25 protein-coding genes and 4 pseudogenes are annotated in these 26,170 nt (G+C 65.7%); 15 read left to right on the top strand and 14 right to left on the bottom strand.

Annotated features, from left to right (window positions below):
* Positions 1 to 367, bottom strand: a 367-nt coding sequence (locus tag H8B02_RS26365; protein ID WP_229168938.1) for a TetR/AcrR family transcriptional regulator, incomplete at its 3' end; no start/stop codon positions are given.
* A 93-nt stretch (positions 368 to 460) separates the two neighbouring features.
* Here H8B02_RS26365 and H8B02_RS26370 point away from each other — a divergent pair.
* The 6 genes and pseudogenes from H8B02_RS26370 to H8B02_RS26395 all read left to right on the top strand — a co-directional run bounded on the left by H8B02_RS26370 (position 461) and on the right by H8B02_RS26395 (position 4,306).
* Positions 461 to 895: an acyl-CoA thioesterase gene (locus tag H8B02_RS26370; protein WP_212314063.1), complete on the top strand. Its 435-nt coding sequence runs from the start codon at positions 461 to 463 to the stop codon at positions 893 to 895.
* Between the two features lie 5 nt (positions 896 to 900).
* On the top strand, positions 901 to 1,380 hold the full coding sequence (locus H8B02_RS26375) for a PaaI family thioesterase (protein ID WP_229168939.1): 480 nt from the start codon (positions 901 to 903) through the stop codon (positions 1,378 to 1,380).
* A 234-nt stretch (positions 1,381 to 1,614) separates the two neighbouring features.
* Complete coding sequence (locus H8B02_RS26380) at positions 1,615 to 2,001, top strand: CidA/LrgA family protein (protein WP_229168940.1); 387 nt, start codon at positions 1,615 to 1,617, stop codon at positions 1,999 to 2,001.
* Positions 1,998 to 2,720 (top strand): LrgB family protein, encoded by a 723-nt coding sequence (locus tag H8B02_RS26385; protein ID WP_229168941.1) that lies wholly within the window; start codon positions 1,998 to 2,000, stop codon positions 2,718 to 2,720. The genes H8B02_RS26380 and H8B02_RS26385 overlap by 4 nt, the downstream gene beginning before the upstream one ends.
* Before the next feature lie 135 nt (positions 2,721 to 2,855).
* A complete protein-coding gene (locus H8B02_RS26390) occupies positions 2,856 to 3,593 on the top strand; it encodes a sulfite exporter TauE/SafE family protein (RefSeq protein ID WP_229168957.1) in 738 nt (245 codons plus the stop codon).
* Between the two features lie 36 nt (positions 3,594 to 3,629).
* Positions 3,630 to 4,306, top strand: a pseudogene (locus tag H8B02_RS26395) (DsbA family protein).
* A gap of 16 nt (positions 4,307 to 4,322) precedes the next feature.
* Here the strand turns inward: H8B02_RS26395 and H8B02_RS26400 are convergent.
* Positions 4,323 to 4,925: a CGNR zinc finger domain-containing protein gene (locus H8B02_RS26400; protein ID WP_229168942.1), complete on the bottom strand. Its 603-nt coding sequence runs from the start codon at positions 4,923 to 4,925 to the stop codon at positions 4,323 to 4,325.
* Positions 4,926 to 4,999: 74 nt separating this feature from the next.
* On the opposite strand from H8B02_RS26400, the gene H8B02_RS26405 reads away from it, so the two are divergent.
* A complete protein-coding gene (locus tag H8B02_RS26405; RefSeq protein ID WP_229168943.1) occupies positions 5,000 to 5,677 on the top strand; it encodes an AzlC family ABC transporter permease in 678 nt (225 codons plus the stop codon).
* A complete protein-coding gene (locus tag H8B02_RS26410) occupies positions 5,670 to 5,972 on the top strand; it encodes an AzlD domain-containing protein (RefSeq protein ID WP_229168944.1) in 303 nt (100 codons plus the stop codon). Before H8B02_RS26405 ends, H8B02_RS26410 begins: the two co-directional genes overlap by 8 nt.
* Before the next feature lie 9 nt (positions 5,973 to 5,981).
* On the opposite strand, the gene H8B02_RS26415 is transcribed toward H8B02_RS26410, so the two are convergent.
* Both H8B02_RS26415 and H8B02_RS26420 read right to left on the bottom strand, forming a co-directional pair.
* Complete coding sequence (locus H8B02_RS26415) at positions 5,982 to 6,188, bottom strand: hypothetical protein (RefSeq protein WP_092123594.1); 207 nt, start codon at positions 6,186 to 6,188, stop codon at positions 5,982 to 5,984.
* Between the two features lie 63 nt (positions 6,189 to 6,251).
* Positions 6,252 to 7,139 (bottom strand): LysR family transcriptional regulator, encoded by an 888-nt coding sequence (locus tag H8B02_RS26420; protein ID WP_229168945.1) that lies wholly within the window; start codon positions 7,137 to 7,139, stop codon positions 6,252 to 6,254.
* A gap of 120 nt (positions 7,140 to 7,259) precedes the next feature.
* On the opposite strand from H8B02_RS26420, the pseudogene H8B02_RS26425 reads away from it, so the two are divergent.
* Both H8B02_RS26425 and H8B02_RS26430 read left to right on the top strand, forming a co-directional pair.
* Positions 7,260 to 7,999, top strand: a pseudogene (locus H8B02_RS26425) (SDR family oxidoreductase).
* Positions 8,000 to 8,055: 56 nt separating this feature from the next.
* Positions 8,056 to 8,955 carry an SDR family oxidoreductase gene (locus H8B02_RS26430; protein WP_229168946.1) on the top strand — a complete coding sequence of 300 codons (900 nt, stop codon included), beginning with the start codon at positions 8,056 to 8,058 and terminating at the stop codon, positions 8,953 to 8,955.
* A 199-nt stretch (positions 8,956 to 9,154) separates the two neighbouring features.
* Here the strand turns inward: H8B02_RS26430 and H8B02_RS26435 are convergent, their stop codons facing one another.
* The 3 genes from H8B02_RS26435 to H8B02_RS26445 form a co-directional block, all read right to left on the bottom strand.
* Positions 9,155 to 10,237, bottom strand: a complete 1,083-nt coding sequence (locus H8B02_RS26435) for a carboxylesterase family protein (RefSeq protein ID WP_229168947.1) — start codon at positions 10,235 to 10,237, stop codon at positions 9,155 to 9,157.
* 23 nt (positions 10,238 to 10,260) lie between these two features.
* The gene (locus H8B02_RS26440; protein WP_092123604.1) at positions 10,261 to 11,232 is read right to left on the bottom strand and encodes a S1C family serine protease; all 972 of its coding nucleotides are present in this window, start codon (positions 11,230 to 11,232) and stop codon (positions 10,261 to 10,263) included.
* 144 nt (positions 11,233 to 11,376) lie between these two features.
* The gene (locus H8B02_RS26445) at positions 11,377 to 12,894 is read right to left on the bottom strand and encodes an AMP-binding protein (protein ID WP_229168948.1); all 1,518 of its coding nucleotides are present in this window, start codon (positions 12,892 to 12,894) and stop codon (positions 11,377 to 11,379) included.
* A 324-nt stretch (positions 12,895 to 13,218) separates the two neighbouring features.
* On the opposite strand from H8B02_RS26445, the gene H8B02_RS26450 reads away from it, so the two are divergent.
* Positions 13,219 to 13,539, top strand: a complete 321-nt coding sequence (locus tag H8B02_RS26450) for a PilZ domain-containing protein (RefSeq protein ID WP_212314035.1) — start codon at positions 13,219 to 13,221, stop codon at positions 13,537 to 13,539.
* A 9-nt stretch (positions 13,540 to 13,548) separates the two neighbouring features.
* On the opposite strand, the gene H8B02_RS26455 is transcribed toward H8B02_RS26450, so the two are convergent.
* Complete coding sequence (locus H8B02_RS26455; protein ID WP_229168949.1) at positions 13,549 to 13,818, bottom strand: hypothetical protein; 270 nt, start codon at positions 13,816 to 13,818, stop codon at positions 13,549 to 13,551.
* Positions 13,819 to 13,998: 180 nt separating this feature from the next.
* Positions 13,999 to 14,909 (bottom strand): annotated as a pseudogene (locus H8B02_RS26460) (LysR family transcriptional regulator).
* A gap of 92 nt (positions 14,910 to 15,001) precedes the next feature.
* Here H8B02_RS26460 and H8B02_RS26465 point away from each other — a divergent pair.
* A complete protein-coding gene (locus H8B02_RS26465; RefSeq protein WP_229168950.1) occupies positions 15,002 to 15,994 on the top strand; it encodes an aldo/keto reductase in 993 nt (330 codons plus the stop codon).
* Between the two features lie 359 nt (positions 15,995 to 16,353).
* Here H8B02_RS26465 and H8B02_RS26470 read toward each other — a convergent pair whose 3' ends face one another.
* The 3 genes from H8B02_RS26470 to H8B02_RS26480 are packed head-to-tail and all read right to left on the bottom strand — an operon-like array spanning position 16,354 to position 18,792.
* Positions 16,354 to 17,382, bottom strand: a complete 1,029-nt coding sequence (locus H8B02_RS26470) for a peptidoglycan -binding protein (RefSeq protein ID WP_229168951.1) — start codon at positions 17,380 to 17,382, stop codon at positions 16,354 to 16,356.
* Positions 17,383 to 17,406: 24 nt separating this feature from the next.
* Positions 17,407 to 17,778, bottom strand: coding sequence for a VOC family protein (locus H8B02_RS26475; protein ID WP_229168952.1), 372 nt, complete (start codon positions 17,776 to 17,778; stop codon positions 17,407 to 17,409).
* A gap of 15 nt (positions 17,779 to 17,793) precedes the next feature.
* On the bottom strand, positions 17,794 to 18,792 hold the full coding sequence (locus H8B02_RS26480; RefSeq protein WP_229168953.1) for a flagellar motor protein MotA: 999 nt from the start codon (positions 18,790 to 18,792) through the stop codon (positions 17,794 to 17,796).
* A 541-nt stretch (positions 18,793 to 19,333) separates the two neighbouring features.
* Between H8B02_RS26480 and H8B02_RS26485 the strand changes: the two genes are divergently transcribed.
* From H8B02_RS26485 to H8B02_RS26495, 3 genes are all read left to right on the top strand, one after another.
* Positions 19,334 to 20,536, top strand: coding sequence for an efflux RND transporter periplasmic adaptor subunit (locus H8B02_RS26485; protein WP_229168954.1), 1,203 nt, complete (start codon positions 19,334 to 19,336; stop codon positions 20,534 to 20,536).
* Between the two features lie 6 nt (positions 20,537 to 20,542).
* On the top strand, positions 20,543 to 23,701 hold the full coding sequence (locus H8B02_RS26490; protein ID WP_229168955.1) for a multidrug efflux RND transporter permease subunit: 3,159 nt from the start codon (positions 20,543 to 20,545) through the stop codon (positions 23,699 to 23,701).
* 116 nt (positions 23,702 to 23,817) lie between these two features.
* Positions 23,818 to 24,954: an AAA family ATPase gene (locus tag H8B02_RS26495; RefSeq protein ID WP_229168956.1), complete on the top strand. Its 1,137-nt coding sequence runs from the start codon at positions 23,818 to 23,820 to the stop codon at positions 24,952 to 24,954.
* Positions 24,955 to 24,968: 14 nt separating this feature from the next.
* On the opposite strand, the gene H8B02_RS26500 is transcribed toward H8B02_RS26495, so the two are convergent.
* Positions 24,969 to 25,763, bottom strand: a complete 795-nt coding sequence (locus H8B02_RS26500; protein ID WP_092123628.1) for an inositol monophosphatase family protein — start codon at positions 25,761 to 25,763, stop codon at positions 24,969 to 24,971.
* 219 nt (positions 25,764 to 25,982) lie between these two features.
* A pseudogene (locus H8B02_RS26505) lies at positions 25,983 to 26,170 on the bottom strand (HcpA family protein); the annotation flags it as partial.

Raw genomic sequence — 26,170 nt, forward strand, 5'->3', positions numbered from 1 at the left:
CGTCGACGCTCGCGGCGGCGGCCGCCGCGGCTTCGTCGGTGCGCGCCCATTGCCGGATCGCGAGCTCCACCGCCATCGCCTCGGTGTTCATGCGCTCCGAATAGAGCGTGATGATCGCCTTCAGCCGCTCACGCGCGCTGGCGCCATCGAGCGCGGTCTGCTTCTCGATCGCGGCGATGCGGCCGTCGCGCCAGCGCGTCAGCATCGCCTCGAGCAGCGCGGCGCGATCCCTGAAGCGGCGGTAGAAGCCGCCCTTGGTGACGCCGAGATTTTTCGCCAGCACCTCGACCCGCACGCCGTCGACGCCGGTATGCGCGAGTTCGGCAAAGCCGGCCGCGACCCAGACGTCGCCCTTGCTTTCAGTCATGTGATCTCCGCGGAGCGGTCCCGATACGGTGCCGTATTGCTAGCCTGCTTAGTCCCTGATACGCTACCGTATCAGAACGCAAAGGAGGGAAGCATGGAGGGCGAGGCGACCTATCGCGGCACGGTCTATCCCTGGCATTGCGACCACATCGGCCACATGAACGTCATGTGGTATGTCGGCAAGTTCGACGAGGCGAGCTGGAACATGTTCGCGCGGCTCGGGCTGACGCCGAGCTATCTGCGCGAGTCCGGCCGCGGCATGGCCGCCGTGCAGCAGAACATCTCCTACCAGCGCGAACTGCTCGCCGGCGACCTCGTCGAGGTCAAGAGCCGGCTGGTCGAGTTCCGCGACAGGTCGGTCCGCATCCTGCATGAGATGCGCAACGCGGAGACCGGCGACATCGCCGCGACCTGCGAGATCGCGGCCGTGCACATCGATCGCGCCGCGCGCAAATCGGCGCCGTTTGCGCCGGCGATCCGCTACGCCGCGATGCCGCACCTCGTGCCGTCAGAACCCGTGACTGCGTGACCGCCATGCCCCGCTTTGAGCCGAAGAATCCCGACTTCCGCGCTGTTGCCACCGCCACATTCGCGCGCCAGCGCGCAATGCAGACGCTTGGTATCTCGATCGCACGCATGGAGCCGGGCGAGGTCGATCTCGCGATGCCCTACGCGCCGGAGTTCTGCCAGCAGAACGGATTCGTGCATGCCGGAATCATCACCGCGGGGCTCGACAATGCCTGCGGGATCGCCGCCTTCACGCTGATGCCCGAAGGCTCCGACATCCTCACGGTGGAGTTCAAGGCCAATCTCCTGGCGCCGGCCCGCGGCGAGCGGTTCGTGTTCCGCGGCGTCGTGGTCAAGCCAGGCCGCACGCTGACGGTCTGCGACGGCCGCGCCTACGCCGTGCAGGACGGCATCGAGACGCTGGTCGCAACCATGAGCGGGACGCTGATGGCACTGCAGAGGCGGGCGTCACCAACGACGAGCGGAGCTTTATCCCCGTCACCCTGAGGTGCGAGCGGAGCGAGCCTCGAAGGGTCGACGGCCCACGCTCTCGCCAGCGGAGAAGCAACGCGCGGAAACATCTGGGCCGTGCATCCTTCGAGGCGCGCAAGCGCGCACCTCAGGATGACGGACCTGTGAAGTCGGCGTGCCTAGTATCTGCGCATCCTCCTGAGATCGCCGCATTGACAACCTTTCCCCACGCCGACCTGATACGCGGATGCTTCGCGTGAGCGCCTTGTCATGATCGCCAGCCTCAGTCTGATCCTGCTCTGTCAGTTGGTCGGCGAGGTTGCCGTGCGGGCGCTGGCCGTGCCGGTGCCGGGACCGGTGGTCGGGCTGGTGCTGCTGCTGTTGCTGCTTCTGGCGCGCGACCGCTTTCCCGTGCTCGCGCGCGGGCCGCTCGGCGACGACGGGGTCGAGAGCGCAAGCCGCGGCATGCTCGCCAATCTCTCGCTGCTGTTCATTCCGGCCGGCGTCGGCGTGGTGCAGAAGCTCGATGTGCTCGCCGAGCACGGCATCGCGATCCTGGTGATCCTCGCGGTTTCGGTCATCGTCACGCTGCTGGCGACGGTCGCGACCTTCGTCGCGGCGAGCAGCCTTCTTTCGCGCGAGGAGGAGAACCCGTGAGCGACAATCCGTTCTCGCTCTGGGTCTATCTCTCGCAGTCGCCGCTGCTCTGGCTGACGGTGACGCTGCTGACCTATGTGGCGACCGACGCGGTGTCGCTGAAGACCCGCCGGCACCCGCTCGCCAATCCCGTGCTGCATTCGCTGTGGATCATCGGTGCGTTCCTGCTGCTGACCGGGACCTCCTACACCACCTATTTTGCCGGCGCGCAGTTCGTGCACTTCCTGCTCGGGCCGGCGACGGTCGCCCTCGCAGTGCCGCTCTACGAGAACCGCAGGCGGGTTGCGGCCGCGGTCCTGCCGATGCTGGTCGCGCTCGCGGTCGGCTCGCTCACCGCGATCGTCTCGGTGGTGCTATTGGCGCGGGCCTTCGGTCTGCCGCGTGACATCATCCTGTCGCTGTCGCCGAAATCGGTGACGGCCGGCGTTGCCATGGGCATCAGCGAATCCCTGCATGCCGATCCCTCGCTGACGGCGGTCTCCGTGATCCTCACCGGCATCATGGGGGCGATCATCGTCACGCCCTTGATGAACTTCACCGGCGTCACCGACTTCCGTGGCCGCGGCTTTGCCGCCGGCATCGCCGCCCATGGCATCGGCACCGCGCGCGCCTTCCAGGTCGACGAGGTCGCCGGGGTCTTTGCCGGGATCGCGATGAGCCTGAACGCGCTGGTCACCTCTCTGCTGGTGCCGCTGGCCGCGACATATCTGCTGCGCTGACGCTGGTTGCAGGGCAGTTTTGTGCTATTGGTATGGCGTTATGCAGCAAATCCTTCTAGGATTGTGGCCTCAAACGCGAGTCTGTTCCCCTTGGTCTTCTCCGCAACTCAGAGCGTGCTTGGGCTGGCATCGGGCATGCTGGTCGGCTTTTCGCTGGGCCTGGTCGGCGGTGGCGGGTCGATCCTTGCCGTGCCGCTGATGGTCTATGTGGTCGGGGTGCCCCAGCCGCATGTCGCGATCGGCACTTCGGCGATCGCGGTCGCCGCCAACGCCGCGATCAACCTCTCCAACCACGCCCGCGGCGGCACCGTGATCTGGTCCTGCGCGCTGGTGTTCGCGCTGTCAGGCATGTTCGGCGCTTTCGGCGGCTCGATCCTCGGCAAGATGCTGGACGGGCAGAAGCTGCTGGCGCTGTTCTCGATCGTGATGCTGGTGATCGCGGGCCTGATGCTGAAGACCCGCGCGCGGGTCGGGCTGACCGACGTCAAGATCTCGATGGCCAACACGCCCGCGATCGTAGGTCTCGGGCTTGTGACGGGAACCATGTCCGGCTTCTTCGGCATCGGCGGCGGCTTCCTGATCGTGCCGGCCTTGATGCTGGCGACCGGGATGCCGATCATGAACGCAGTCAGTTCGTCGCTGGTGGCGGTTACCGCCTTCGGCGTGACCACGGCCTTGAGCTATGCGTGGTCCGGGCTGGTGTCGTGGGGCCTGGCGGGGCTATTCGTCGCCGGCGGCATCGCGGGCGGCCTGCTGGGCACGCGGAGCGCCCGGCACCTGTCGGAACGCCGCGGCGCCCTTAATATCGTGTTTGCGACTGTGATTATCGTCGTGGCGATCTATATGCTGCTGCGTAACATCAATGTGTCCTGAACGTAGAAGGGCGAGGAGCCCTTCCGGAAGCGAGCTATGAACCATCTGACGAAATCACCCCTCGACAACGCCGGCGCCACCCGCCGCGGCGCGCTCGGCCTCATCGGTGCCGGCATTGCGCTGCTGGCCGCGGGAGCGCGCGCGCCGAGGACGACAATGTGCTGACCGAGGAACAGGTGCTGCGCGATCCGGATATTCCGGTGATCGGCAATCCCAAGGGCGACATCACGATCGTCGAATGGTTCGACTACAACTGCCCGTATTGCCGCAAGCTCGCGCCGGAGCTCCGCCAGGTGGTGCAGGACGACGGCAAGGTTCGCCTGGTGCTGAAGGATTGGCCGATCCTCGGGCCGGTGTCGAAGGTCGCGGCGCGGATGGCGCTGGCGGCGAAGTACCAGGACAAGTTCGAAGCCGCGCATGAGGCGATGATCTCGGTCAATTCGCGCATCACCGAGCCGCGCATCACCGAGCTGCTGTCGGGCGCTGGCCTCGACATGGACCGCCTGAAGAAGGATCTCGACGCCAATGCCAAGGCGATCGACGCAGTTTTGGCGCGTAACAACGAGCAGGCGCAGGCGTTCGGCTTCAACGGCACGCCGTCATTCATTGTCGGCAAGTATCGCGTGCCGGGCGTGCTCAGCATCGATCAATTCGAGCAGGTGATCGCGGACGCCCGCAAGGCAAATATGGGCCGCAAGACCGAGCAGAACTAAACCCCTTGGCGTTCACTCACTCGGAGCCCTTGCGCTTGGCATAGGCGCGCCGCGCGCGCTCGCGATTGCCGCACACTTCGCTCGAGCACCATCTGCGGGTCCGGTTCGGGCTCTCGTCGACGAAGAACCAGCCGCAGCCCTCAGCCTCGCAGCATCCGATGCGGCTTGCGTCATCGGACGCCACCAGGGCCGTCAGTGACCACAGCACCGGCCACAATGGCTCCGTCACGTCGGTCCCCGCCAGCGCATGGCGATAGCCTCGATCCTGCCGCACAAGGTCGGGCTGCCGGGGAGCCGCCGCCAGCATCCGATTGACGAGACGGAGGTCCACGCTACGGCCACCGCGGAGCGCGTCGGAAATCGCCCAGATGTCCCGACGCAAATCATGCGCCTTGTGCATCGCGGCCACGGCAAGGCTGCTCGCCGAATGCGCTTTCAGCTTCCTGATCGCCGCGAGCGGCAAGGTCCCGCGGCGTTCGCTCCAGGACAATAGCGCAGTGTAATCAGGGATCAGCTCCTGCGGATCGTTCGACGTCCGCCAGTCGAGCGTGTTCGCGAAGTCGAGGCAGACCCGTCCACCGAAGAACTGTGTCGCTGCCCGCGCGGGATCCCTTGACATCACGGCCTCTCACCAAGTTTAATCTAACGGTCATGACCATTACAAGTGCTCAGCCGTCGCCACGCGCCCCAACGATGACGGCCGCCGGATTCAGGCGGGGCCTGGTCGCGGCCTTGCCGTTCCTGCTCAGCAATGGCGCCGCTGGCCTCGTGATGGGACTGACCTACAAGGGGCTTGGGCTGGGGGCGCCGCACGCGATTCTGTTCAGCCTGCTCGTCTACTCTGCCACCGCCCAGGCGATCACGCTGAGCATGTGGGCGAGCCCACTGCCGGTTGCCGCCATGGTCGTTGCCTGCATCGCCACCAATTCACGATACTTACTGATGGGCGCCCATCTGCGCCAGCTGTTTGGCGGACTAGCCCCCCGGAAGATCCTGCTCAGCCTGTTTCTGCTCGCTGATGCGTCGTGGCTGATGACGAGTTCGGATGCAGACCGCAACGGACCCGACGCGGGCTATCTGCTCGGATCGAGCATCCCGATGGCGATCGGTTGGGTCGGCGGCACCGCACTTGCCTATGCCGCCCCGCTCGCAACGAATGGACCGCTGAGGCTAGCCGCCGCACTGCTGCCGACGATGTTCATTGCGACCCTGCTTCCGAGCCAGTGGAAGAACGCGACGTCTCCGTGGCCGTGGCTGACCTCAGCGGTCGTCGCGCTCCTGGTCAGCCGATTCGTGGATCCCAGCTGGTCCATGCTGATCGGTGGCGGATGCGGCACGCTCGTCAGCATGATGGAGCGGACCGATGCGTGACCTGGACATTCTCGGCGTGATCTTCATCCTCGGGCTGACATGCTATGCCATGCGCGCCGGTGGATACGTCCTCGCCGCGTCGATGCGCGACGACGGCATCGCCGCCCGGTTTCTCCGGCTCGCGCCCGGCAATCTGTTCATCGCATTCATTGCTGGCGGCTGCCTGTCCGGCGGGCTGGCAGGTCTCGTCGGGACGATCGTCGCGCTCGTGACGATGGCTGTCACGGCCCGGGAGTGGGCCGCGCTGAGCGCGGGGTTCGGTGCGGCGATCGCGACATCCGCGATCGCGTCGTGACGCCGGCAGTTACTTCGCGGCGACCCTTGTCCATTCCTGGTGCGCCCGCGCCTTCAGCAGATTCCAGTCGCGGGCGGCGACGTCCCAATTCACGATCGTGCGGGTGTCCTGCGCAACCTGCCCATTGGCCACGCTCGACGTCTGCATCGAGTCGTAGACATAGACGCCGCAAACCAGCAGCAGCGCGCCCAAAATCATGCCGAAAAACGTCCGCATCGCTCAATCCCTCCAGTGTCGGCGGGATAACGTCGCGGGGTTCGCTGCGGTTCCGGCGATCGATCAACTGCGCGCGAATACCCGCATCACATAGTCGATGAACACGCGAACCCGCGGCAACAGCTGTCGGTTGCGCGGATAGAGCAGGGATACCGGCACCGATGGCGGCGGACATCGCTGCAGCACCGGGATCAACGTGCCGTTGGCGAGATCGGTTTCGGCATGGAAGCGCGGCACCTGCACGAGGCCGAGGCCGAGCCTGGCGCTCGCCAGATAACTCTCGGGGCCGGTCACCGACATCGGCGCGGGCAACGGAAATTGTTTGAGCGCGCCGTCGATCACGAACTCCATCGGGCGCAAGCGGCCCGTCGTCAGCGAGCGAATCCCGATCATGCGATGGCCGTCGAGCGCGAGCGGATCGGTCGGCATGCCGAAGTGCGCAAGGTAGTCCGGCGTGGCGCAGGTCAATCGCTCCAGCATCGTGACCTGCCGCGCGATCATGTCGCTGTCGGGCAATTGGCCGAAGCGCAGCACGCAGTCGACGCCTTCGCGGATCAGATCGACCCAGCGGTCGCTCTCGCTCATGTTGATTTCGATGTCGGGATACTCAGTGAGGAAGCCCGGCAGGTTCGGCAGCAGGAAGTGCCGCGCCAAAGTGCCCTGTACCTCGAGCCGCAGCTGCCCCTTCGGCCGCGCACCGCCGAACGCGCCCTCGGCGTCTTCGAGATCTGCGATCAGCGACAGGCAGCGGCGGTAATGCGCCTCGCCGTCGAGCGTCGGGCGAACCGTGCGCGTGGTGCGCTCGAGCAGCCGCACGCCGAGCCGCGCCTCCAGCCCCTTCACCGCGTCGGTCACCGTCGAGCGTGGCAAAGCGAGATCGTCGGCGGCCAGCGAAAAACTGCGCCGCTCGACCACCCGGGTGAACACGCGCATCGCGTCGAAGCGGTCCATTTATTATCCGAAAATTGCGAATAGTGACGCCAGAAGGTGCATGATTATCCGGCTGATGCCAAGATCCAGTGTCCTCCCATCGAACGCGGCCTTGGCCGCCAACCTGATGGGAGACTGAAAATGACCAACCAAGCCAACAAGGTAGCTCTGGTGACGGGTGCCTCGCGCGGGATCGGCGCGGCGGTTGCCGAGCGCCTCGCCAGAGATGGCTTCACCGTCGTCATCAACTACTCCGGCGACGCCAAGCTGGCCCAGGCGGTGGCCGACCGGATCGAGGCCGCCGGCGGCCGGGCGCTGACGGCGAAGGCCGATGTCAGCGATGCCAGCGCGGCGCGCGGCCTGTTCGACGCGGCGGAAGCGGCGTTCGGCTGCGTCGACGTGCTGGTCAACAATGCCGGCATCATGAAGCTCGGCAAGATTGCCGACAGCGACGATGCGGCCTTCGACCAGCAGGTCGCAGTCAACTTGAAAGGCAGCTTCAACACCATGCGCGAGGCGGCACGCCGGCTGCGCAACGGTGGACGCATCGTCAACTTCTCGACCAGCGTCGTCGGCACGAGGCTCGAGACCTACGGCATCTATGTCGCGACCAAGGCCGCGGTCGAGTCACTGACCGCGATCCTGTCCAAGGAATTACGCGCCGCGGCATCACGGTGAATGCGGTCGCGCCCGGCCCGACCGCGACCGATCTGTTCCTCAACGGCAAATCGGATGAGCTGATCGATCGCTTCGCCAGGATGGTCCCGCTGGAGAGGCTCGGCACGCCCGACGACATCGCCTCTGCCGTGTCGTTCCTCGCCGGTCCCGACGGCTCCTGGATCAACGGCCAGACCCTGCGCGCCAATGGCGGCCTGGTCTGACGTCCCCACACTTCACCCCAACTCTCGCTCAACCCGACATCACAAGGATACGTGTCATGAAACAGGTCATCGTCATCACCGGCGCTTCGAGCGGCTTCGGCCGCCTCACCGCCAACGCGCTCGCCAAGGCCGGCCACACCGTCTACGCCTCGATGCGTCATACCACCGGCCGCAACGCCGCCGCGGTCGCCGATATCGAGGAGTTCGCCCGGGACAACAAGGTCGATCTGCGCTCGCTCGAACTCGATGTCGGCTCGCAGGCGTCGGTCGATGCGGCGATCGCGCGGATCGTCACTGAAGCGGGCCGGCTCGACGTCGTCATGCACAACGCCGGCCACATGGTGTTCGGACCGGCGGAGGCGTTCACGCCCGAGCAGCTCGCCGAGCTCTACGACGTCAACGTGCTCTCGACCCAGCGCGTCAATCGCGCGGCGCTGCCGCAGCTGCGCAAGCAGGGCAGGGGACTCGTGGTCTGGGTGTCGAGCTCTAGCTCGGCCGGCGGCACGCCGCCCTATCTCGCGCCGTATTTCGCGGCGAAGGCCGGCATGGATGCGATGGCCGTGATCTATGCCCGTGAGCTCACGCGCTGGGGCATCGAGACCTCGATCATCGTGCCCGGCGCCTTCACCGGCGGCACCAACCACTTCGCGCATTCCGGCCGTCCCGCCGACCAGGCGCGCGTCGCTGAATATGAAGCCGGTCCCTATGCCGGCTTCGGCGATGAGATCATGAAGGCATTTTCGGCGATCGTGCCCGAGGATGCCGACGCTGGCACAGTGGCCGACGCGATCGTCAAAGTCGTCGACACGCCGTACGGCAAGCGGCCGTTCCGCGTTCACATCGATCCGACCCAGGACGGCGCCGAGGTTGCATTCGGCGTGATCGACCGCGTCCGCAACGAAATGCTGCACCGGGTCGGCTTCTCCGATCTGCTCAAGCCGCGTGTGAATGTGTAGTTCGGCACGCCCTCTGTCCACGTCAACGATAAGGATGGTGCCACGCGCATCATCCATCCCCGTCATCCTGAGGTGCGAGCGAAGCGAGCCTCGAAGGGTGCACGGCCTCGATGCAGCCGCGGGGCCGTCGACCCTTCGAGACGCGCTTCGCGTTCCTCAGGGTGACGGGGAGAGAAGTCCCTTTGACGGGGAGGCTACCTCAAGTGCCGTCAGTTCGTTCACCGTTCAGCCACCGAAAAATCTCAGCATTGATCTCGCGCGGATAGGTGTGGCTGAGATCGTCGATCTCGCGATAGATCACCCTGGCGCCGGCGGCCGACAGCAAGCCCTGGGTCTGCCGCGCGGTCTGCACCGGGAACATCCAGTCGAGCCGGCCGTGGATGATGAAGATCGGCAAACTGCGCAGCCGCTCGGCATCGGCCATTTCGGCCATCAGCGGATGGAAAGTCGCGGCAACCGGCGCCAGGTGCGTGAAGCACGAGGCGCCGTCGAGCCCGCTCACATAGCTGAACGTGCCGCCATCGCTCATGCCGGTCAGCAGCATGCGGGTTTCGTCGATGCGCCAGCGCACGCACACCTGGTCGATGATGCGGTTGAGGTTCGGCGTGTCGGTGTCGTCGCCCATCAGCGCCCAGGTCTGGCCGGTTGCGGTCGGTGCCACCAGGATGGCGCCGCGGCTGCGCGCATCGCGCAGCCAGCTCCACAGGAAACCGCGGCCGTTGCCGCTGCCGCCGTGCAGGGCCATCACCAGCGGCCAGGTGCGATCCGGCGTGTAATATTCCGGCACATACATCGAGAAGCCGCCGCGGCTGCCCGGTTCGTTGCGCTCGTGGAAGATGCCGGTGTCGGCGTTCGGCGTCGCCGCGAGCTTCGCCTGCAGCGCGGCGTCCTCGCGCAAGTCAGGCGCGATGAAGAAGCCGCTGACCGGCGGCAGCTCGGTCAGCGGATAGAGCGCCTCCTGTGCGCGCGGCAGATAGCGCAGCGCGCGGAATACGCTGACCAGATCGCCCTCGCCATTCTGCACCGCGCGCAGGCCCGCATAGCCGGCCAGTGCCGGTTCGATCGCAGCTTCCAGTGCGGTCTGGATGTGCGCGAATTTCTCCGGCCAATCGGCAAGCCGCGGCCGCACCGCCTGCAGGGCCTTCTCGGGCTCGCCCGCGATCCGCATCACGCGATCAAAGTCCGGCGGGTTGAGGTTGCGCGCGACAAAGGACAGCGATTCCAGCGTCTGCAACAGCGGCGGCAGCACGGCCACGATGTGGTCAACCACGGCCTCGCTCATCGTTGCTGCCTCTTTTCTTTCTCTTAGTGCAGCCGCGGCGCCTTCAACAGCTTCATGCGGTCGATCGAGGTCAGCGTCACGTCGAAGGTGACGCCCTCGTGGTAGATGGTTAGCGGCACGTCGACGCCGGCTGCGCCGAGCGACCAGAGCTTGCGATAGAAGCCGGTCTGGCTCGTCACCTTGTCGCCGTCGACCGCGAGGATCACGTCGCCGGTCTTCAGCTCGGCGCGCGCCGCCGGTCCCTTGCTGGCGACGCCGACCACCACGAGGCGGTTGTCGATCTCGGTCGTGTACATGCCGAGCCACGGCCGCGCCGGCCTGTCGACGCGGCCGAATTTGCGCAGGTCGCCGAGCACCGGATTGAGCAGATCGATCGGCACGATCATGTTGACATGCTCGGCGCGGCCCGAGCGTTCGCGTTCGAGCTGCAGCGAGCCGATGCCGATCAGCTCGCCGGCATTGTTGATCAGTCCGGTGCCGCCCCAATTCGGATGCGACGGATAGGTGAAGATCGCTTCGTCGAGCAGATATTCCCAGTAGCCCGCGAACTCCTGCTTCGCCGCGATCTGGCTCGCGACCGAGCGCGTGCGACCGCCGGCGCCGCCGAGCACGACATTGTCGCCGACCTGCGTCGCCGCCGACGAGCCGATCGGCAGCGGCTTGATGTCGAGCTGTCCCAGCGCCTGCACCAGGCCGAAGCCGGATTCGAAATCGAAGCCGAGTGCGTGGCCCTCGACCGCGCGGCCGTCGCCGAGATGCAGCCACACCGTGGCGGCTTCGGTGATCAGATAGCCAATCGTCAGCACCAGCCCGTCGTCGATCAAGACGCCGTTGCCGGCGCGCTCGGTGCCGAGCGTCTCGGCGCTGAAGGCGTCAGGCGGAATGATCGAATGCAGCCCGATCACGCTCGTCAGCGCACGATCGAGGTCGTAGCGGTAATCTTCGGGGCGGGGCTGAAAGGCCGCCGGCACTTTCCATTCGGTGGTGGAGGGCATCAAGGATCTCCTGGCGTGCAGGGCGCTGGAACCTCATGGTAGTCCGAGGTTCTGCCGGCAGGGAAGATGGAATGATATACCTTGCGCGGCGGCCTGCACAGCTCATCTGGCGTGCAGAGCTGCCCCTCGCAAGATGAACTGAACCTAATCGCTTTTTGCTGCCGCGCGCGCCGGCATGATGCGGAAAGCGCCGTCCTCCTTGATCCACGCGGCGCGCTCGTCGCGCAGCATGGTGCGGCGAACCTTTCCGGAATCATCGCGCGGCGCTGTGCCGACGCGCTCGAAACTTTCCGGATGCTTGTAGCGGCTGAGCCGGTCCTTCAGGAAGTCGCCCATGCCGTCGGCGATCTTCTGCGCATCGGCGCTGTCGGCGAGTTCGAGGATCGCATGCACGCGCTGGCCGAATTCCGGATCGGGCAATCCGACCACGACGCAGGAGCGCACCTCGGGATGTTCGCTGACCGCGGCCTCGACCTCGGCCGGATAGATGTTGGCGCCGCCGCGCAGCACCATGTCGGCGAGCCGGTCGCCGAGATAGAGATAGCCTTCCTCGTCGAGCCTGCCGATATCGCCGAGCGATTCCCAACCATCAGGTCGGCGCTTCGGCGATGCGCCGAGATAGTGATAGGTGGAGCCGGCGCCGTCATTGGGCAGGAAGTAGATCTCACCGGTCTCGCCCGGCGCGACGTCGTTGCCGTCCTCACCGATGATGCGCAAGCGCGCGGTCTCGCCGATCCTGCCGACCGAGCCCTTGTGCGCCATCCACTCGACGCCCGAGATCACGCAGGCGCCCTGCCGCTCGGTGCCGCCATAGAGCTCCCAGACCCGCTCCGGCCCGAGCCATTCGATCCACTTCTCCTTCAGCCAGGGCGGCATCGGAGCAGCCATGTGAAACACGATTTGCAGGCTGGAGACGTCGTAGCGGTTGCGCACCTCCTCGGGCAGCGCCCAGATCCGGTGCATCATGGTCGGCACGAAGTTCACCCATTGCACGCGCTCGCGCGCGATCAGCCGCAGCGTCTCCTCGGCGTCGAATTTCACCATGCCGGTCAGCCGCCCGCCGCCGAACAGCGCCGCGTGCGACAGGATGAACGGCGCGTTGTGATAGAGCGGGCCCGGGTTGAGCACCGACGCCTCATGTGGCATGCCGAGCAGCAGCGGTGTCGTGGTTTCGATCACGGCGGGGCTGTGATCGAGGATCACCTTCGGCCGCCCGGTCGAGCCGCCGCTCGTCATCGCCTTCCAGTAGCGCGCGACCGGTGCATCGAGCGGCTCCTCGGAAAATCCCTCCGGCACGAAATCCACCGGTAGCGAATTCGGCGCATTCCAGTCGGCCTCGCCGCCGACCACCAGTGACGGTTTCAGGATCTCGAGCACCGCGGCGGCCTCGCCGCGCGGCAGCCGCCATGACAGCGAGGTCGGCGTCGCGCCGCATTTCCACACCGCGAAAGTGGTCTCGAAGAACGCGTTGCTGTTGGGCAGCCCGATCGCGACGAAGTCGCCGGGCTTGACGCCCTTGGCGGCAAAGGCGCGCGCCCGTGCATTGGCGCGGCGCTCGAGTTCGAGCCAGGTCAGCGTATCGGCGCCGTGACTGACGGCGATCGCGTCGGCGGGCTTGCGTTCGGCATACCAGCGCGGCACGTCGGCGAGGGGGATCAGCATGGGGCGTTTCCGTCAGAAGGAGGCGGCTTGAAGCGCTCTTGTTGCAGGGATGTGGCCAGCGCCACGGCCGCTACTTCACCAACTATGCGGTCCCCGTGTCAAGCCAACGACTGCCCATGCGGCCGGTATCCCGCTGATGGAGTTGCGGAATCCTCGTTTGCTAAAAGCCGGGGCAAGATTCCGGTAAAGTTCAAGCGATCGCGCTAAGCCGGACTTTACGAGCGGACGGCATTGTGGCCCGTGCGGTTGTGTGCCGGGCGCGTCGATCGACCTGCGCGGCCTCCAATGTTTTTTCAAGGACCAATGTCTTCAAGGACGACGACGATGGCGAGCAATGGAGCACGGATCAAAATCAGTCGCGAGCCGCGGCGCCAGCTCAACAATCGTGCGGCGTGGATCACGGTCGATGACGGCGTGACCGAGAACGCCTGCGCCGTGGTCGACATCTCGCCCGGCGGCGCCAAGATCACGACCGAGGTCGAGTTCGACGTGAAGGACCGCCTCGCGCTGACGCTGCTCGCCGATCACGCCAAGCGCTACCCCTGCGAGGTGGTCTGGCGTCGCGGCAAGACCTACGGGCTCAAATTCGTGACCGCCGACGCCGAGCCGGACGAACCGGCCGCGGAGCCGGCCGGCGCGATCTAGCGCTGCGCCTCAGCGCCCCTGCGCGCTATTGACGTTGCCGGTCGTGCTCACCGAACCGCCGGGAGCGGCCGGCGCCGCACTGAAATTGCCGCCGGAGGACGGTGCATAGCGCTGGCCGCTCTGGGCTGGAAGCGCAGTGCCGCCAACGCCGTCCGACGAAGCAGCGCGATCTCCGGGCCTCGGTGGCGGTGGGGAGCCTCCCGTGCTTTGCGCGAGAAGCTGAGCCGGGGTGAGGGTGAGGCCGGCGGCGAGGATGATGGCGAATTTGTTTCTGAACATGGGGCTAGTCCGGATGGTGCGGTGAGGCTCGAGCGGTGGCGAGACCTTCGCCAAGCCCGCACGATTGCGTCTGCAATAACGTAAGCGGTGCCGGTCCCGTTCCCAGAGGCTTCCGCCAAACCGCAAAGCAAATATCCGTGTGGTGGATGCGGGCGTGATCACGGCGCCGCGTTCGCTCTGCTAGCCCCGATAGCGCAGAGCGTCGACCAGCAGCGCGAACGCCGGCGAGGATTGCCGGCGGCTCGGGAAATAGAGGTGATAGCCGGGAAACGGCACGCACCAGTCATCGAGCACCTGCACCAGCTGGCCCTTGGCAAGTTGCGCCTGCACCTGATCCTCGGCGACATAGGCAAGCCCGAGCCCGGCCGACGCCGCCTTGATCCGCAAGGCGGTACTGTTGAACACCAATTGTCCATCGACGCGGACCTTGATCGGGCGTCCGCGCTTCTCGAATTCCCAGGCATAGATGCCGCCATGGGTCGGCAGGCGAATGTTGATGCAGGCGTGCTGGGTCAGGTCCTGCGGCCGCTTCGGACGGTCGCGCCGCTTGAAATAGGACGGCGCCCCGACCACGACCATGCGGAAATCCGGCGCGATCCGCACCGCGATCATGTCCTTTGCCAGCTGCTCGCCGAGGCGAACGCCGGCGTCAAAACGCTCGGCGACGATGTTGGTGAGCCCGTTGTCGACGGTCAGCTCCACCTTGATGTCGGGATAGCGGGCAGGAACTTTTCCAGCGTCGGCCACAGGATGGTCTCGGCGGCGTGCTCGCCGGCGTTGATGCGGATGGTGCCGGCCGGCTTCTCGCGCAGCGCGTTGAGCGCTGTGAGTTCGGCCTCGATCTCCTCGAAGCGCGGCCCGATGCCCTGCAGCAGCCGCTCGCCGGCCTCGGTCGGCGCCACGCTGCGCGTGGTGCGGGTCAGGAGCCGCACCCCCAGCCGTTCCTCCAGCGCGCGCATGGTGTGGCTGAGCGCCGATTGCGACACGCCGAGCCGCGCCGCCGCGCGGGTGAAGCTGCGCTCACGCGCCACCGCGAGGAAGGCGATCAGGTCATTGACGTCATGCCGCGGACATTGATGAATCCTGCTCATAAGTCCATCCCGATTTGTACGTCTAATGGCGCAGGCGTGCACGACCTAAATCCCGCAGCGGCAGGTTCCAGCCATTGATGCGGAGAGACGTCATGCAGAAGCGTAAACTCGGTAACAGCAATCTGGAGGTATCGGCGATCGGCCTGGGCTGCATGGGCCTCAGCTTCGCCTATGGCCCAGCGGTCGAGAAAGCCGCAGGCATCGCGCTGCTGCGCGGCGCCGTCGAGCGCGGCGTCACCTTCTTCGATACCGTGGAAGTCTACGGTCCCTTCGTCAACGAGGAGCTGGTCGGCGAGGCGCTGGCGCCGGTTCGCAACAACGTCGTGATCGCCACCAAGTTCGGCTTCGATATCGGCACCATGGCGCAGCGGCACCGGTCGTTGAACAGCCGGCCCGAGCACATCAAGGCGGTCGCGGACGCCTCGCTGAAGCGGCTGAACATCGATGTGATCGATCTGTTCTATCAGCATCGGGTCGATCCCGCGGTGCCGATCGAGGATGTCGCCGGCGCCGTGAAGGACCTGATCGCCGCCGGCAAGGTCCGCCATTTTGGCCTGTCGGAGGCCGGCGTGCAGACCATCCGTCGGGCGCACGCGGTGCAGAAGGTCACGGCATTGCAGAGCGAATATTCGCTGTGGGAACGCGGTCCGGAGGCGGAGATCCTGCCGGTGCTGCAAGAGCTCGGCATCGGCTTCGTGGCTTACAGTCCGCTCGGCCGCGGTTTTCTCACGGGGGCGATCAGCGCGTCGACGACGTTCGCCAGCGACGACTTCCGCAACCTCGTGCCGCGTTTTTCGCCGGAAGCCCGCCGCGCCAATCAGGCGCTGGTCGATCAGCTCGGCCGCATCGCGGCCGGCAAGGGCGCAACAATGGCCCAGATCGCACTGGCCTGGTTGCTGGCGCAAAAGCCGTGGATCGTGCCGATCCCGGGCACCACGAAGCTCAATCGGCTCGAGGAAAACGTCGGCGCCGCGCGAACCGAATTGAGCTCCACCGATTTCGCCGACATCGGCAAGGCCGTCGCCGCCATCGAGGTGCAGGGCGCGCGCTATCCGGAGCAATTGCTCGGGATGGTTGGGCGTTGAGGAAGTCGAGCCGCACACTCAGTGTCGTCCCGGGCTTGACCCGGGACCCATAACCACAAGTGGCAATTGCTGCGCGACGCTGGAGCCACAGCTCGCTTCAACAACCCGACCCTGTGGTTGATGGGGTGGACGACGATTGTGGATGTAGGCTGTGCCACACATTCGATGTCGTCCTGGCGAAAGCCAGGACCCATTACCCCAAATGCGCGTTGTTGCGCGACGCTGGGCCACAGCCCGCTTCAACAACCCGACCCTGCGGTTATGGGTCCCTGCATTCGTAGGACGACGATTGTGGATGCAGGCCGTGCCACACATTCAGTGTCGTCCTGGCGAAAGCGGAGCGCGAAGGCGTGTGCCACCTAGCGTTCCGTCAGCTTCAGCTCGATGCGGCGGTTGCGCTTGTAGGCGTCTTCGGTCTGCGCGGTGTCGAGCGGCTGGAATTCGGCGAAGCCGGCGGCGACCAGGCGCTGCGCGGGCACGCCGAGCGACACCAGATACTGCACCACCGAGATCGCGCGTGCGGAGGACAGCTCCCAGTTCGATTTGAACAGCGGGCTGTTGATCGGTCGCACGTCGGTGTGGCCGTCGACCCGCAGCACCCAGGCGATTTCGGGGGGGATCTGCTTGTCGAGATCGATCAGCGCATTCGCCACGGTGTCGAGCTCGGTCTTGCCTTCCAGCAGCAGCGTCGCCTGGCCGGTATCGAAGAACACTTCGGACTGGAACACGAAGCGGTCGCCGACGATGCGGATATCGGGACGGTTGCCGAGGATTGCGCGCAGCCGGCCAAAGAATTCGGAGCGGTATTTCGACAATTCCTGCACCCGCTGCGCCAGCGCGACGTTGAGGCGCGAGCCGAGATCGGCGATCCGGCTCTGCGATTCCTTGTCGCGCTTCTCGGAGGCGTCGAGCGCCTCCTCGAGCGCCGCGAGCTGGCGGCGCAGCGCGCTGATCTGCTGGTTCAGCACCTCGATCTGCGCCAGTGCGCGCGACGACACGCTCTTCTCGGACTCCAGCGCCTTGTTGAGTTCGTTGGCGCGGCCCTGCGCGTCATTGCCGGAATTGGCGAGCCCCTCATAGAGCCCCTTCATGCGGTCCCGCTCGCCCTCGGCCGAAGCGAGGCCGGCGCGGAGCTGCGACACCTGGTCGTCGAGCGTCAGCTTGGAGAGCTTCTCCAGCGACAACAGGTCGTTGAGCTGGGCGATCTTGGCGTTGAGCTGCTCCAGCGCCTTGTCCTTGCCGGTGACCTCTTGCGACAGGAAGAACTGCACGACCAGGAACACCGACAGCAGGAACACGATCGACAGCACCAGCGTCGACAGCGCGTCGACAAAGCCGGGCCAGTAGTTGAAGCCGGATTCGCTGCGGCGCGAGCGGGCGAGGGCCATTCGGTTTCCCTTTATCTGTTGCCGTCAGTCCTGCGGCGCGTGGCAGACGGCTTCGATATTGTGACCGTCGGGATCGAGGACGAAAGCGCCGTAGTAGTTTGCATGATAGTGCGGCCGAATTCCGGGACGCCCGTTGTCCCTGCCGCCGGCCTTGATCGCGTCGTCATAGAAGCGATCGACGGTGGCACGATCGTTTGCTGCGAAGGCAATGTGGGCGCCGGTCTGCGGTGTAGCGCGCCGGCCGATCCAGAAGAAAGCTTTTGGACGCACGCCATAGCCTGCAAACTCGGCACCCTCGGCATACAGGCGGGTGATGCCGAGAGGACGCAAGGCCGCATCGTAGAAGGTCTTGGACCGCTCGATATCGCTGATGCCGATGGTCACGTGGTCCAGCACGTTGGCCTCCGTGGCTCAGCTCTTCTCGGGCTGGCGCGCGAGGCGCTCCAGCAGCCGCTTGATCTCGCGGTTCTGCTCGCCCTGGCCGTCGGCCCATTCGCGGATCATCTGCTGCTCGGTGCGCATATGCGCAACCAGCCCCTGGATCGCCTCGGCAAGATTGGCCATCGCGGCCGTGGTGCTGCGGCCGCCGCCGCCGGCACCACCTTCCTCGAAGGTCGCACGCAGCCGGTCGATCGCGCCTTGCAGGTCGGCACCGCCGGCGCCGACACCGTCGCCGGAAATGCCGCGCACGGTGGTGGCGAGCCAATCCTCGAGGTCGGTGTAGAAGCGGTTCTGGGCCTGGCTCGATTGCAGGTCGAGGAAGCCGAGGATCAGCGAGCCGGCGAGGCCGAACAGCGAAGACGAGAACGAAATGCCCATGCCGCCGAGCGGGGCGGCGAGGCCCTCCTTCAGCGTATCGAACAGCGCGCCGGCGTCGCCGCCGACCTTGAGCCCGTCGATCACCTTGCCGACCGAGCCGACCGTCTCGATCAGGCCCCAAAAGGTGCCGAGCAGGCCGAGGAACACCAGCAGGCCGGTCATGTAGCGCGAGATGTCGCGGGCTTCATCCAGGCGGGTTGCGATCGAATCGAGCAGATGCCGCATGGTCTGCTGCGAGATCGACATCCGCCCGGTGCGCTCGCCGCCGAGGATCGCGGCCATTGGGGCAAGCAGGGTCGGGCGGCGCGCGATCGCAAGGCCGGGATCGGCGATGCGGAAGTTATTGACCCAGGCAACCTCGGGATAGAGCCGGATCACCTGGCGGAACGCCAGGATGACGCCGATCAGCAGCACGGCGCCGATCAGGGCGTTCAGCCCGGGATTGGCGAAGAAGGCGGTGACGATCTGCTTGTACAGCACGACCCCGACCAGGCCGCAGAGCACCAGGAACACCAGCATCCGCACCAGGAAGATCCTGGGCGAGGACAGCTTGCTCAGTTCGATCTCCATCTCGGAGCGGGAAGGGGGCATTGCCGGGTCATCCGTTCGCGAAGGCCGCATCTGCCAGCAATATGGCACAGCGGCGGAGTGAGGAAAGCCGAATCCAAAGGCGGCCCGCAGAACCTTGGGTTGAGACCGGGCAGAGTGTTGCTGCTTTGCGCAGCATTCCGGCGCTTCGGCGCATCAGCCTGTTCGGAAGGTGCCAATCCCACGCGCGGGTCGCGAGACGAACTGGGGTTGCACGCATCGCTGGGCGAGGCGCGCCGCGATCGGCGATTCGCGCGCCGCGCATTACGACTTTGCAATCTGCGGCATTCCCGCACAGGCAAAAGGCGTGTTCCCGCTCACGCAGTCCTTAACGCATTCCCACAGCCTGCGATGGAACCCGCTCACAATGCAGTGACCCGATAAAACATGCCGCGAAATCAGGGCGATAGCGTTCTGTGACAATGAGCCGCCGAGAAACACATTGCGTCGCAGCAACGAGATTTTATTTTCACTGCAGCAACGCGAGCGCTGTCGCCGTGGCACCGCCGTTCGTTTGTTCAAACCTCTCAGGGCGATCATCTCAATGTCTGGACTTCGCGCGCAATCGGCATGCATTGCTCTGATGCTGGCCGTGACGGCGCCACTGCTTGCTGGCTGCGACGAGCCGAATTCCGCAACCGCCGCCGTACAAGCACCCGAGCCGGACGTCAGTGTCGTCACTGTGAAGCAGCAGGCGCGCGCGATGGTGCGCGAGCTGCCGGGCCGCATCGCGCCGACCCGCGTGTCCGAGGTGCGCCCGCGCGTCTCCGGCATCGTCGTCAACCGCATGTTCCATCAGGGCAGCGAGGTGAAGGTCGGCGATCCCCTGTATCAGATCGATCCGCGCCCGTTCGAGGTCGAATTGCAGTCGACCGAGGCGGCGCTGGCGCGCGCCAAGGCCGTGCTCGAGCAGACCTCGCTGCAGGCCCGCCGTATCGCCACCCTCACCAACCAGCGCGCGACCTCGGAGGCCGAGAACGAGAAGGCGATCGCCAACCTGAAGCAGGCCGAAGCCGACGTGCAGGGTCGCGAGGCCGACGTCGCGCGTGCCAAGCTCAATCTGGATTACGCCACCATTCGCGCGCCGATCGACGGCATCATCGGTGCTGCTGTCATCAGCGAAGGCGCGCTGGTCGTGCAGAACGACGCCGCGAGCCTTGCGACCATCCAGCAGCTCGATCCGATCTATGCCGACTTCCAGCAATCGGTTACCGAGATGAACCAGCTGCGCCGCGCCTTCGAGAGCGGCGATCTCGACCGCATCGAGGCCGACGCGATGAAGGTGCGTCTCGTGCTCGACGACGGCTCGATCTATCCGCTGCCGGGCAAGCTGCTGTTCTCCGACGCCAAGGTCGACGCCCATACCGGGCAGGTCACCCTGCGCGGCGAGTTCCCGAATCCGAATCGAGTCCTGTTGCCGGGCATGTATGTCCGCGTGCAGATCGAGCAGGGCATCGACACCGATGCGATCGCCGTGCCGCAGCAGGCGATCCAGCGCAATGGCGGCGGCGGCAGCGAGGTGTTCGTCGTCAAGGACGACAATCACGTCGCGGTGCAGCCGGTGCGCACCGGCTCGCTGCAGGGCGGCTCCTGGTTCGTGACCGAAGGCCTCAAGGCCGGCGACAAGGTCGTCGTCGAGGGTTTCCAGAAATTCGCCGCCGGCGACAAGGTGCGGCCGCTGGCCTGGCGTGAGATCGACGCTGCTGCTGCATCGGATTCGCAGCAGACCGCGCACGCGGTGCGGTGATCCGACATGCCCAGCTTCTTCATCGACAGGCCGATCTTCGCCTGGGTCGTCGCGCTGTTCATCTGCCTGGTCGGCGCGATCTCGATTCCGCTGCTCGCGGTCGCGCAGTATCCGATCATCGCGCCGCCTTCGATCTCGATCTCGACCAGCTCTCCCGGCGCGTCGCCTGAAAACCTCTACAACAGCGTGACGCGGCTGATCGAGGAGGAGCTCAACGGCGCCGCCAACATCCTGAACTTCGAATCGACCTCCGACTCGCTCGGCCAGGTCGAGATCATCGCGAACTTCAAGCCGGGCACCGACACCAGCCAGGCCTCGGTTGAGGTGCAGAACCGCCTCAAGCGCGTCGAGGCGCGGTTGCCGCGCGCCGTGATCCAGCAGGGCATCCTGGTCGAGGAAGCCTCGTCCGCCGTGCTGCAGATCATCACGCTGAACTCGACCGACGGCTCGCTCGATGAAGTCGGCCTCGGCGACTTCATGATCCGCAACGTGCTGGGCGAGGTGCGCCGCATCCCCGGCGTCGGCCGCGCCACGCTGTATTCGACCGAGCGCAGCCTGCGCATCTGGATCGATCCGGCCAAGCTGGTCGGTTATGGCCTGTCCGCCGACGACGTCAACAAGGCGATCACGGCGCAGAACGCCCAGGTTGCCTCCGGCAGCATCGGCGCCGAGCCGAGCACGGACACGCAGAAGATTTCCGCCCAGGTGCTGGTGAAGGGCCAGCTCTCCTCGCCCGACGAGTTCGGCGCGATCATCCTGCGCGCCAATCCCGACGGCTCGACGGTCCGACTGCGCGACGTCGCGCGGATCGAGATCGGCGGCCTCAGCTACCAGTTCAACACCCGCCTCGACGGCAAGCCGACCGCCGGCCTCTCGGTGCTGCTGTCGCCGAAGGGCAATGCGCTGGCGACCGCGAGCGCGGTCGAAGCCAAGATGAAGGAGCTGTCGCGCTTCTTCCCGGCCAATATCTCCTACGAGATCCCCTACAACATCACGCCCGTCGTGAAGGCCTCGATCGAGAAGGTCCTGATGACGCTGGTCGAGGCGGTGGTGCTGGTGTTCATCGTGATGTTCTTATTTCTACAGAACATCCGCTACACCATCATTCCGACCATCGTGGTTCCGGTGGCGCTGCTGGGCGCCTGCGCGACGCTGATGATCGCGGGCTTCTCGATCAACATGCTGACCATGTTCGGCATGGTGCTGGCGGTCGGCATCCTGGTCGACGACGCCATCGTCGTGGTCGAGAACGTCGAGCGCATCATGGCCGAGGAGGGCCTGCCGCCGAAGGAAGCCACCAAGAAGGCGATGTCGCAAATCACCGGCGCCATCATCGGCATCACGCTGGTGCTGATGGCGGTGTTCGTGCCGATGGCGTTCTTCCCCGGCTCGGTCGGCATCATCTACCGCCAGTTCTCGGTCACCATGGTGGCAGCGATCGCGTTCTCGGCGCTGCTCGCGCTGTCGCTGACGCCGGCGCTGTGCGCGACGCTGCTCAAGCCGGTCGAGAAGGGCCACGGCCATGCCCGCAAGGGCGTGTTCGGCGCCTTCAATCGAGTGCTCGACAGCAGCCGTGCCGGCTATGTCCGCACGGTGCAGGCCGGGCTAAAGCGCACCGGCCGCCTGATGCTGATCTATCTCGTGCTGTTCGCAGGCGTCGCCTACGGCTTCGTGCGGCTGCCCGGCGGCTTCCTGCCGGTCGACGACCAGGGCTTCATCACGACCGACGTGCAGACGCCGTCGGAGTCGTCCTATGCGCGAACCGAAGCTGCGGTCGAGCAGGTTGAGAAGTACCTGAAGGATCGCGCCGGCATCGAGAACGTCACGTTCCTCACCGGCTTCAGCTTCCTCGGCCAGGGCATGAACACCGCACAGGCCTTCATCACGCTGAAGGACTGGTCGGAGCGCGGCTCGAAGGATTCCGCCGCCGCCATCGTTGCCGACATCAACCGCGACCTGTCGTCGACGATCCGCGATGCCAGGATCTCGGCGCTGCAGCCGCCGCCGATCGACAACCTCGGCAACTCCTCGGGCTTCTCGTTCCGCCTGCAGGACCGCGGCCAGAAGGGCTATGCGGCGCTGATCGCGGCATCCGACCGTCTGATCGCGGAGGCCAATGCCAGTCCCGTGTTGCAGAAGGTCTATGTCGAGGGCCTGCCGCCGGCGCCACAGGTCAATCTGATGATCGACCGCGAGAAGGCCGGCGCGTTCGGCCTCACCTTCGAGGACATCAACAATACCATTTCGACCAATCTCGGCTCGAACTACATCAACGACTTCCCGAACCGCGGGCGCATGCAGCGCGTCATCGTGCAGGCCGACAAGACCAGCCGCATGAACGCGGACGACATCCTCAATTACAACGTCAAGAACAGCCGCGGTCAGCTGGTGCCGTTCTCGGCCTTCGCCACCATCGAATGGTCGAAGGGGCCCACTCAAATCGCGGGCTTCAACTACTATCCGGCGGTGCGCATCTCCGGCGAGGCGAAGCCCGGCTTCACTTCGGGCGATGCGATCGCGGAGATGGAGCGGCTTGCCGACAAGCTGCCGCGCGGCTTCGGCTATGAGTGGACCGGCCAGTCGCTGCAGGAGAAGCTGTCGGGCTCGCAGGCGCCGTTCCTGCTCGCGCTGTCGGTGCTGGTGGTGTTCCTCCTGCTCGCCGCGCTCTATGAAAGCTGGACCATTCCGCTCGCGGTGCTGCTCACCATTCCGCTCGGCATTCTCGGCGCCGTGGTGGCGGCGACGCTGCGCGGGCTGTCGAACGACGTCTACTTCACGGTCGGCCTGATCACCATCATCGGGCTTGCCGCCAAGGACGCGATCCTGATCATCGAGTTCGCCAAGGACCTGCGCGCGCAGGGCAAGCCGCTGGTCGAGGCGACCATCGAGGCGTGCAGCTTGCGCTTTCGCCCGATCCTGATGACCGGTCTCGCCTTCGTCTGCGGCGTGCTGCCGATGGCGATCGCCACCGGCGCCGGCGGCGCCAGCCAGCAGGCGCTCGGCACGTCAGTGATGGGCGGCATGATCGCCGTCGTCATCCTCGCGCTGCTCTTGGTGCCGGTGTTCTTCGTCAGCGTGCAGCGCGTTTTGGCCGGTGATCGCGAGAAGGCGCCCGACAACGCCGAAGTCTACGGCCCGCCTGCGCCGGCGAGGATCGGTCACTGATGTCAGAGATCGGTACCGATCGGTTCGGCGGCTTGGCTTTGCGACCTGGCCAATCCAGACTGCATCTCTGGATTGAACGGGGAGCGTACGGGCAACCCGGGGATTGAGGGCACGTGATGCGGCCGACCGATATTGCGATCTCGAATTATCGCTCCATTCGGCGGCTCTCCATGCTCATTCAACCGCTGTCGGTCTTCGTCGGCGAGAACGGCGTCGGCAAATCCAATCTCTACAAGTCCCTGTCGTTGCTGCGCGACGCGGCGACCGGCCGAATCACGCGCACGATCTCCGACGAAGGCGGGTTGAATTCCGTTTTCTGGTCCGGCAATCGCAGACGCGGAGACGATGCGCGTCTGCGGTTGGCTGTGAGATTCGACCACGTCAGATATTCCATCGAGCTCGGATTCCCGAGCCCGGTCGTGGCGGCATTTCCCGGTGAACCGATGATCAAGTCCGAAACGATCGAGGCGACCCACGGCAAGAAAACAATACTGATGATGGAGCGCACCAACTCACTCGTCAGTGTCCGCGATGAGAACGGTACCTGGAGCCAGCACAAGGATGCGGTGCTGCCGTCGGAAACCGCGCTGGCCGGATTTTCGGATGGCAAGGGAAGTCCCGAGATCGACCTGATCCGAAATGCAATGCTGAGCTGGCGATTCTATCACGACTTCCGCACCGATCCGGCGTCGCCGATACGAAAGCCGTGTCTCGCGATCACGACACCTTCGCTGAGCGCCGATGGCCACGATCTGGCTGCCGTGTTGGCAACCCTGTTCACGATCAGGCAGGATGCCGGCGATCTGCAGGATGCGATCGAAGACGCATTCCCGGGCGCCGAACTGCGGGCATGGGAAAAAAATGGGCTGTGTGAATTCCAGTTGCAACTGGAGGACATGCCGCGTCCGTTCAAGGCGCACGAACTATCCGACGGCACGCTGAAATATATCTGCCTGCTCGCCGTGTTCATGGGCTATCGGCTGCCGCCGTTCATCGCGCTGAACGAACCCGAGACCAGCCTGCATCCATCGCTGCTGGCGCCATTGGCCAGGTTGATCGCCAAGGCGTCGCGCCGTGCCGACATCTGGATCGTCACCCATTCGGAACCTCTGATGGAGGCGTTGCGCAGCGAGAGCTCGGTCCCGCTGCGCCGGGTGATCAAGGCGAAGGGCGCGACGACCATCGAGGGCCTGACGCTCGGCGGTGAATTTCGTGACGGTCGAGACGACGACGAAGATGATGACGACGATTAGATCGCGCCGTCTCGCTATTGCCCGAGCGGCTTCAGGATCTTGATCAGCTCGCCGTGCACGAACTCGTTGCCGCAGACGACGTGGCCGGTCTGCAGCGGGTCGTCACTGCCCTGGATGCCGGAGACGGTGCCGCCGGCTTCGCGGACCATCAGCAGGCCGGCCGCGACGTCCCAGGCCTGCAGATTGCGCTCCCAATAGCCGTCGAGCCGGCCGGCGGCGACAAAGGCGAGGTCGAGCGAGGCGGCGCCGAAACGGCGGAAGCCCGCGACCTTGCTCTGGAGCGCGGCCATCTCCTGCAGCGCCAGCTGGTGATTGCCGCGGCCGATATGCGGCAGGCCGCAGGCGACCACGCATTCGTTGAGCTGGCGGCGGCCGGCGACGCGCAGCCGCTGGTCGTTGAGGAACGCGCCCTTGCCGCGCTCGGCGATGTAGAGCTCGTCATTGGCGGGATTGTAGATCACGCCCGCGATGATCGTGTCTTCGCGCTGAAGCCCGATCGAGATCGCGAATTGCGGGATGCCGTGCAGGAAGTTGGTGGTGCCGTCCAAGGGATCGACGATCCAGGTGTGGCTCTTGTCGCCGCCTTCGCGCTTGCCGCCTTCCTCGCCGAGGAACCCGTAGCCGGGCCGGGCCTTTTCGAGGTCGGTATAGAGCATCTCCTCGGCGCGCTTGTCGGCGAGCGAGACGAAGTTCGCCGGCCCCTTCAGCGACACCTGGAGGTGTTCGATCTCGCCGAGGTCGCGCTTGAGGCTGCGGCCGGCGCGGCGCGCGGCCTTGACCATGACATTGATGAGGGCGGAGTAGAGCATGATGAACGGTTTCTTTGCGATTGTGCTGGAGGGCCGGCCCAAACGTGGTCCCGTCATCCTGAGGAGCGCGGAACGCGCGTCTCGAAGGATGAACGGCCACCAGCCGGGCCGCTCATCCTTCGAGGCTCGCTCCGCTCGCACCTCAGGATGACGGGGCGGGAGGGGAACTGCCTTGGATTGCCGGACTGGGTGCCCTCTGGAGGCCGCCCCGTCAAGGCGTCATTTGACGTTGTTTCCGATCCATTTTCGCGCGGCTGCTTCGCCCTTGGCGCGGTCGTCCCGGCTCATATCGGCGAGGATGTCATCGAGATCGGGGTCGCCCTTGCCGGCGGTCTTGGCGACGGTGTGCCATTTCAGCGCCTCGACCTTGTCCACCGGGGCGCCGGCGCCGGTCGCCAGCACATGGG

The organism is Bradyrhizobium altum (assembly GCF_020889705.1).
Lineage (GTDB): Bacteria > Pseudomonadota > Alphaproteobacteria > Rhizobiales > Xanthobacteraceae > Bradyrhizobium > Bradyrhizobium altum.

Coding starts and splice junctions, on each gene's coding strand:
- H8B02_RS26370 (WP_212314063.1), top strand. CDS start 461: ATGGAGGGCGAGGCGACCTATCGCGGCACGGTCTATCCCTGGCATTGC.
- H8B02_RS26375 (WP_229168939.1), top strand. CDS start 901: ATGCCCCGCTTTGAGCCGAAGAATCCCGACTTCCGCGCTGTTGCCACC.
- H8B02_RS26380 (WP_229168940.1), top strand. CDS start 1,615: ATGATCGCCAGCCTCAGTCTGATCCTGCTCTGTCAGTTGGTCGGCGAG.
- H8B02_RS26390 (WP_229168957.1), top strand. CDS start 2,856: ATGCTGGTCGGCTTTTCGCTGGGCCTGGTCGGCGGTGGCGGGTCGATC.
- H8B02_RS26400 (WP_229168942.1), bottom strand. CDS start 4,925: ATGTCAAGGGATCCCGCGCGGGCAGCGACACAGTTCTTCGGTGGACGG.
- H8B02_RS26405 (WP_229168943.1), top strand. CDS start 5,000: ATGACGGCCGCCGGATTCAGGCGGGGCCTGGTCGCGGCCTTGCCGTTC.
- H8B02_RS26410 (WP_229168944.1), top strand. CDS start 5,670: ATGCGTGACCTGGACATTCTCGGCGTGATCTTCATCCTCGGGCTGACA.
- H8B02_RS26415 (WP_092123594.1), bottom strand. CDS start 6,188: ATGCGGACGTTTTTCGGCATGATTTTGGGCGCGCTGCTGCTGGTTTGC.
- H8B02_RS26420 (WP_229168945.1), bottom strand. CDS start 7,139: ATGGACCGCTTCGACGCGATGCGCGTGTTCACCCGGGTGGTCGAGCGG.
- H8B02_RS26430 (WP_229168946.1), top strand. CDS start 8,056: ATGAAACAGGTCATCGTCATCACCGGCGCTTCGAGCGGCTTCGGCCGC.
- H8B02_RS26435 (WP_229168947.1), bottom strand. CDS start 10,237: ATGAGCGAGGCCGTGGTTGACCACATCGTGGCCGTGCTGCCGCCGCTG.
- H8B02_RS26440 (WP_092123604.1), bottom strand. CDS start 11,232: ATGCCCTCCACCACCGAATGGAAAGTGCCGGCGGCCTTTCAGCCCCGC.
- H8B02_RS26445 (WP_229168948.1), bottom strand. CDS start 12,894: ATGCTGATCCCCCTCGCCGACGTGCCGCGCTGGTATGCCGAACGCAAG.
- H8B02_RS26450 (WP_212314035.1), top strand. CDS start 13,219: ATGGCGAGCAATGGAGCACGGATCAAAATCAGTCGCGAGCCGCGGCGC.
- H8B02_RS26455 (WP_229168949.1), bottom strand. CDS start 13,818: ATGTTCAGAAACAAATTCGCCATCATCCTCGCCGCCGGCCTCACCCTC.
- H8B02_RS26465 (WP_229168950.1), top strand. CDS start 15,002: ATGCAGAAGCGTAAACTCGGTAACAGCAATCTGGAGGTATCGGCGATC.
- H8B02_RS26470 (WP_229168951.1), bottom strand. CDS start 17,382: ATGGCCCTCGCCCGCTCGCGCCGCAGCGAATCCGGCTTCAACTACTGG.
- H8B02_RS26480 (WP_229168953.1), bottom strand. CDS start 18,792: ATGCCCCCTTCCCGCTCCGAGATGGAGATCGAACTGAGCAAGCTGTCC.
- H8B02_RS26485 (WP_229168954.1), top strand. CDS start 19,334: ATGTCTGGACTTCGCGCGCAATCGGCATGCATTGCTCTGATGCTGGCC.
- H8B02_RS26490 (WP_229168955.1), top strand. CDS start 20,543: ATGCCCAGCTTCTTCATCGACAGGCCGATCTTCGCCTGGGTCGTCGCG.
- H8B02_RS26495 (WP_229168956.1), top strand. CDS start 23,818: ATGCGGCCGACCGATATTGCGATCTCGAATTATCGCTCCATTCGGCGG.
- H8B02_RS26500 (WP_092123628.1), bottom strand. CDS start 25,763: ATGCTCTACTCCGCCCTCATCAATGTCATGGTCAAGGCCGCGCGCCGC.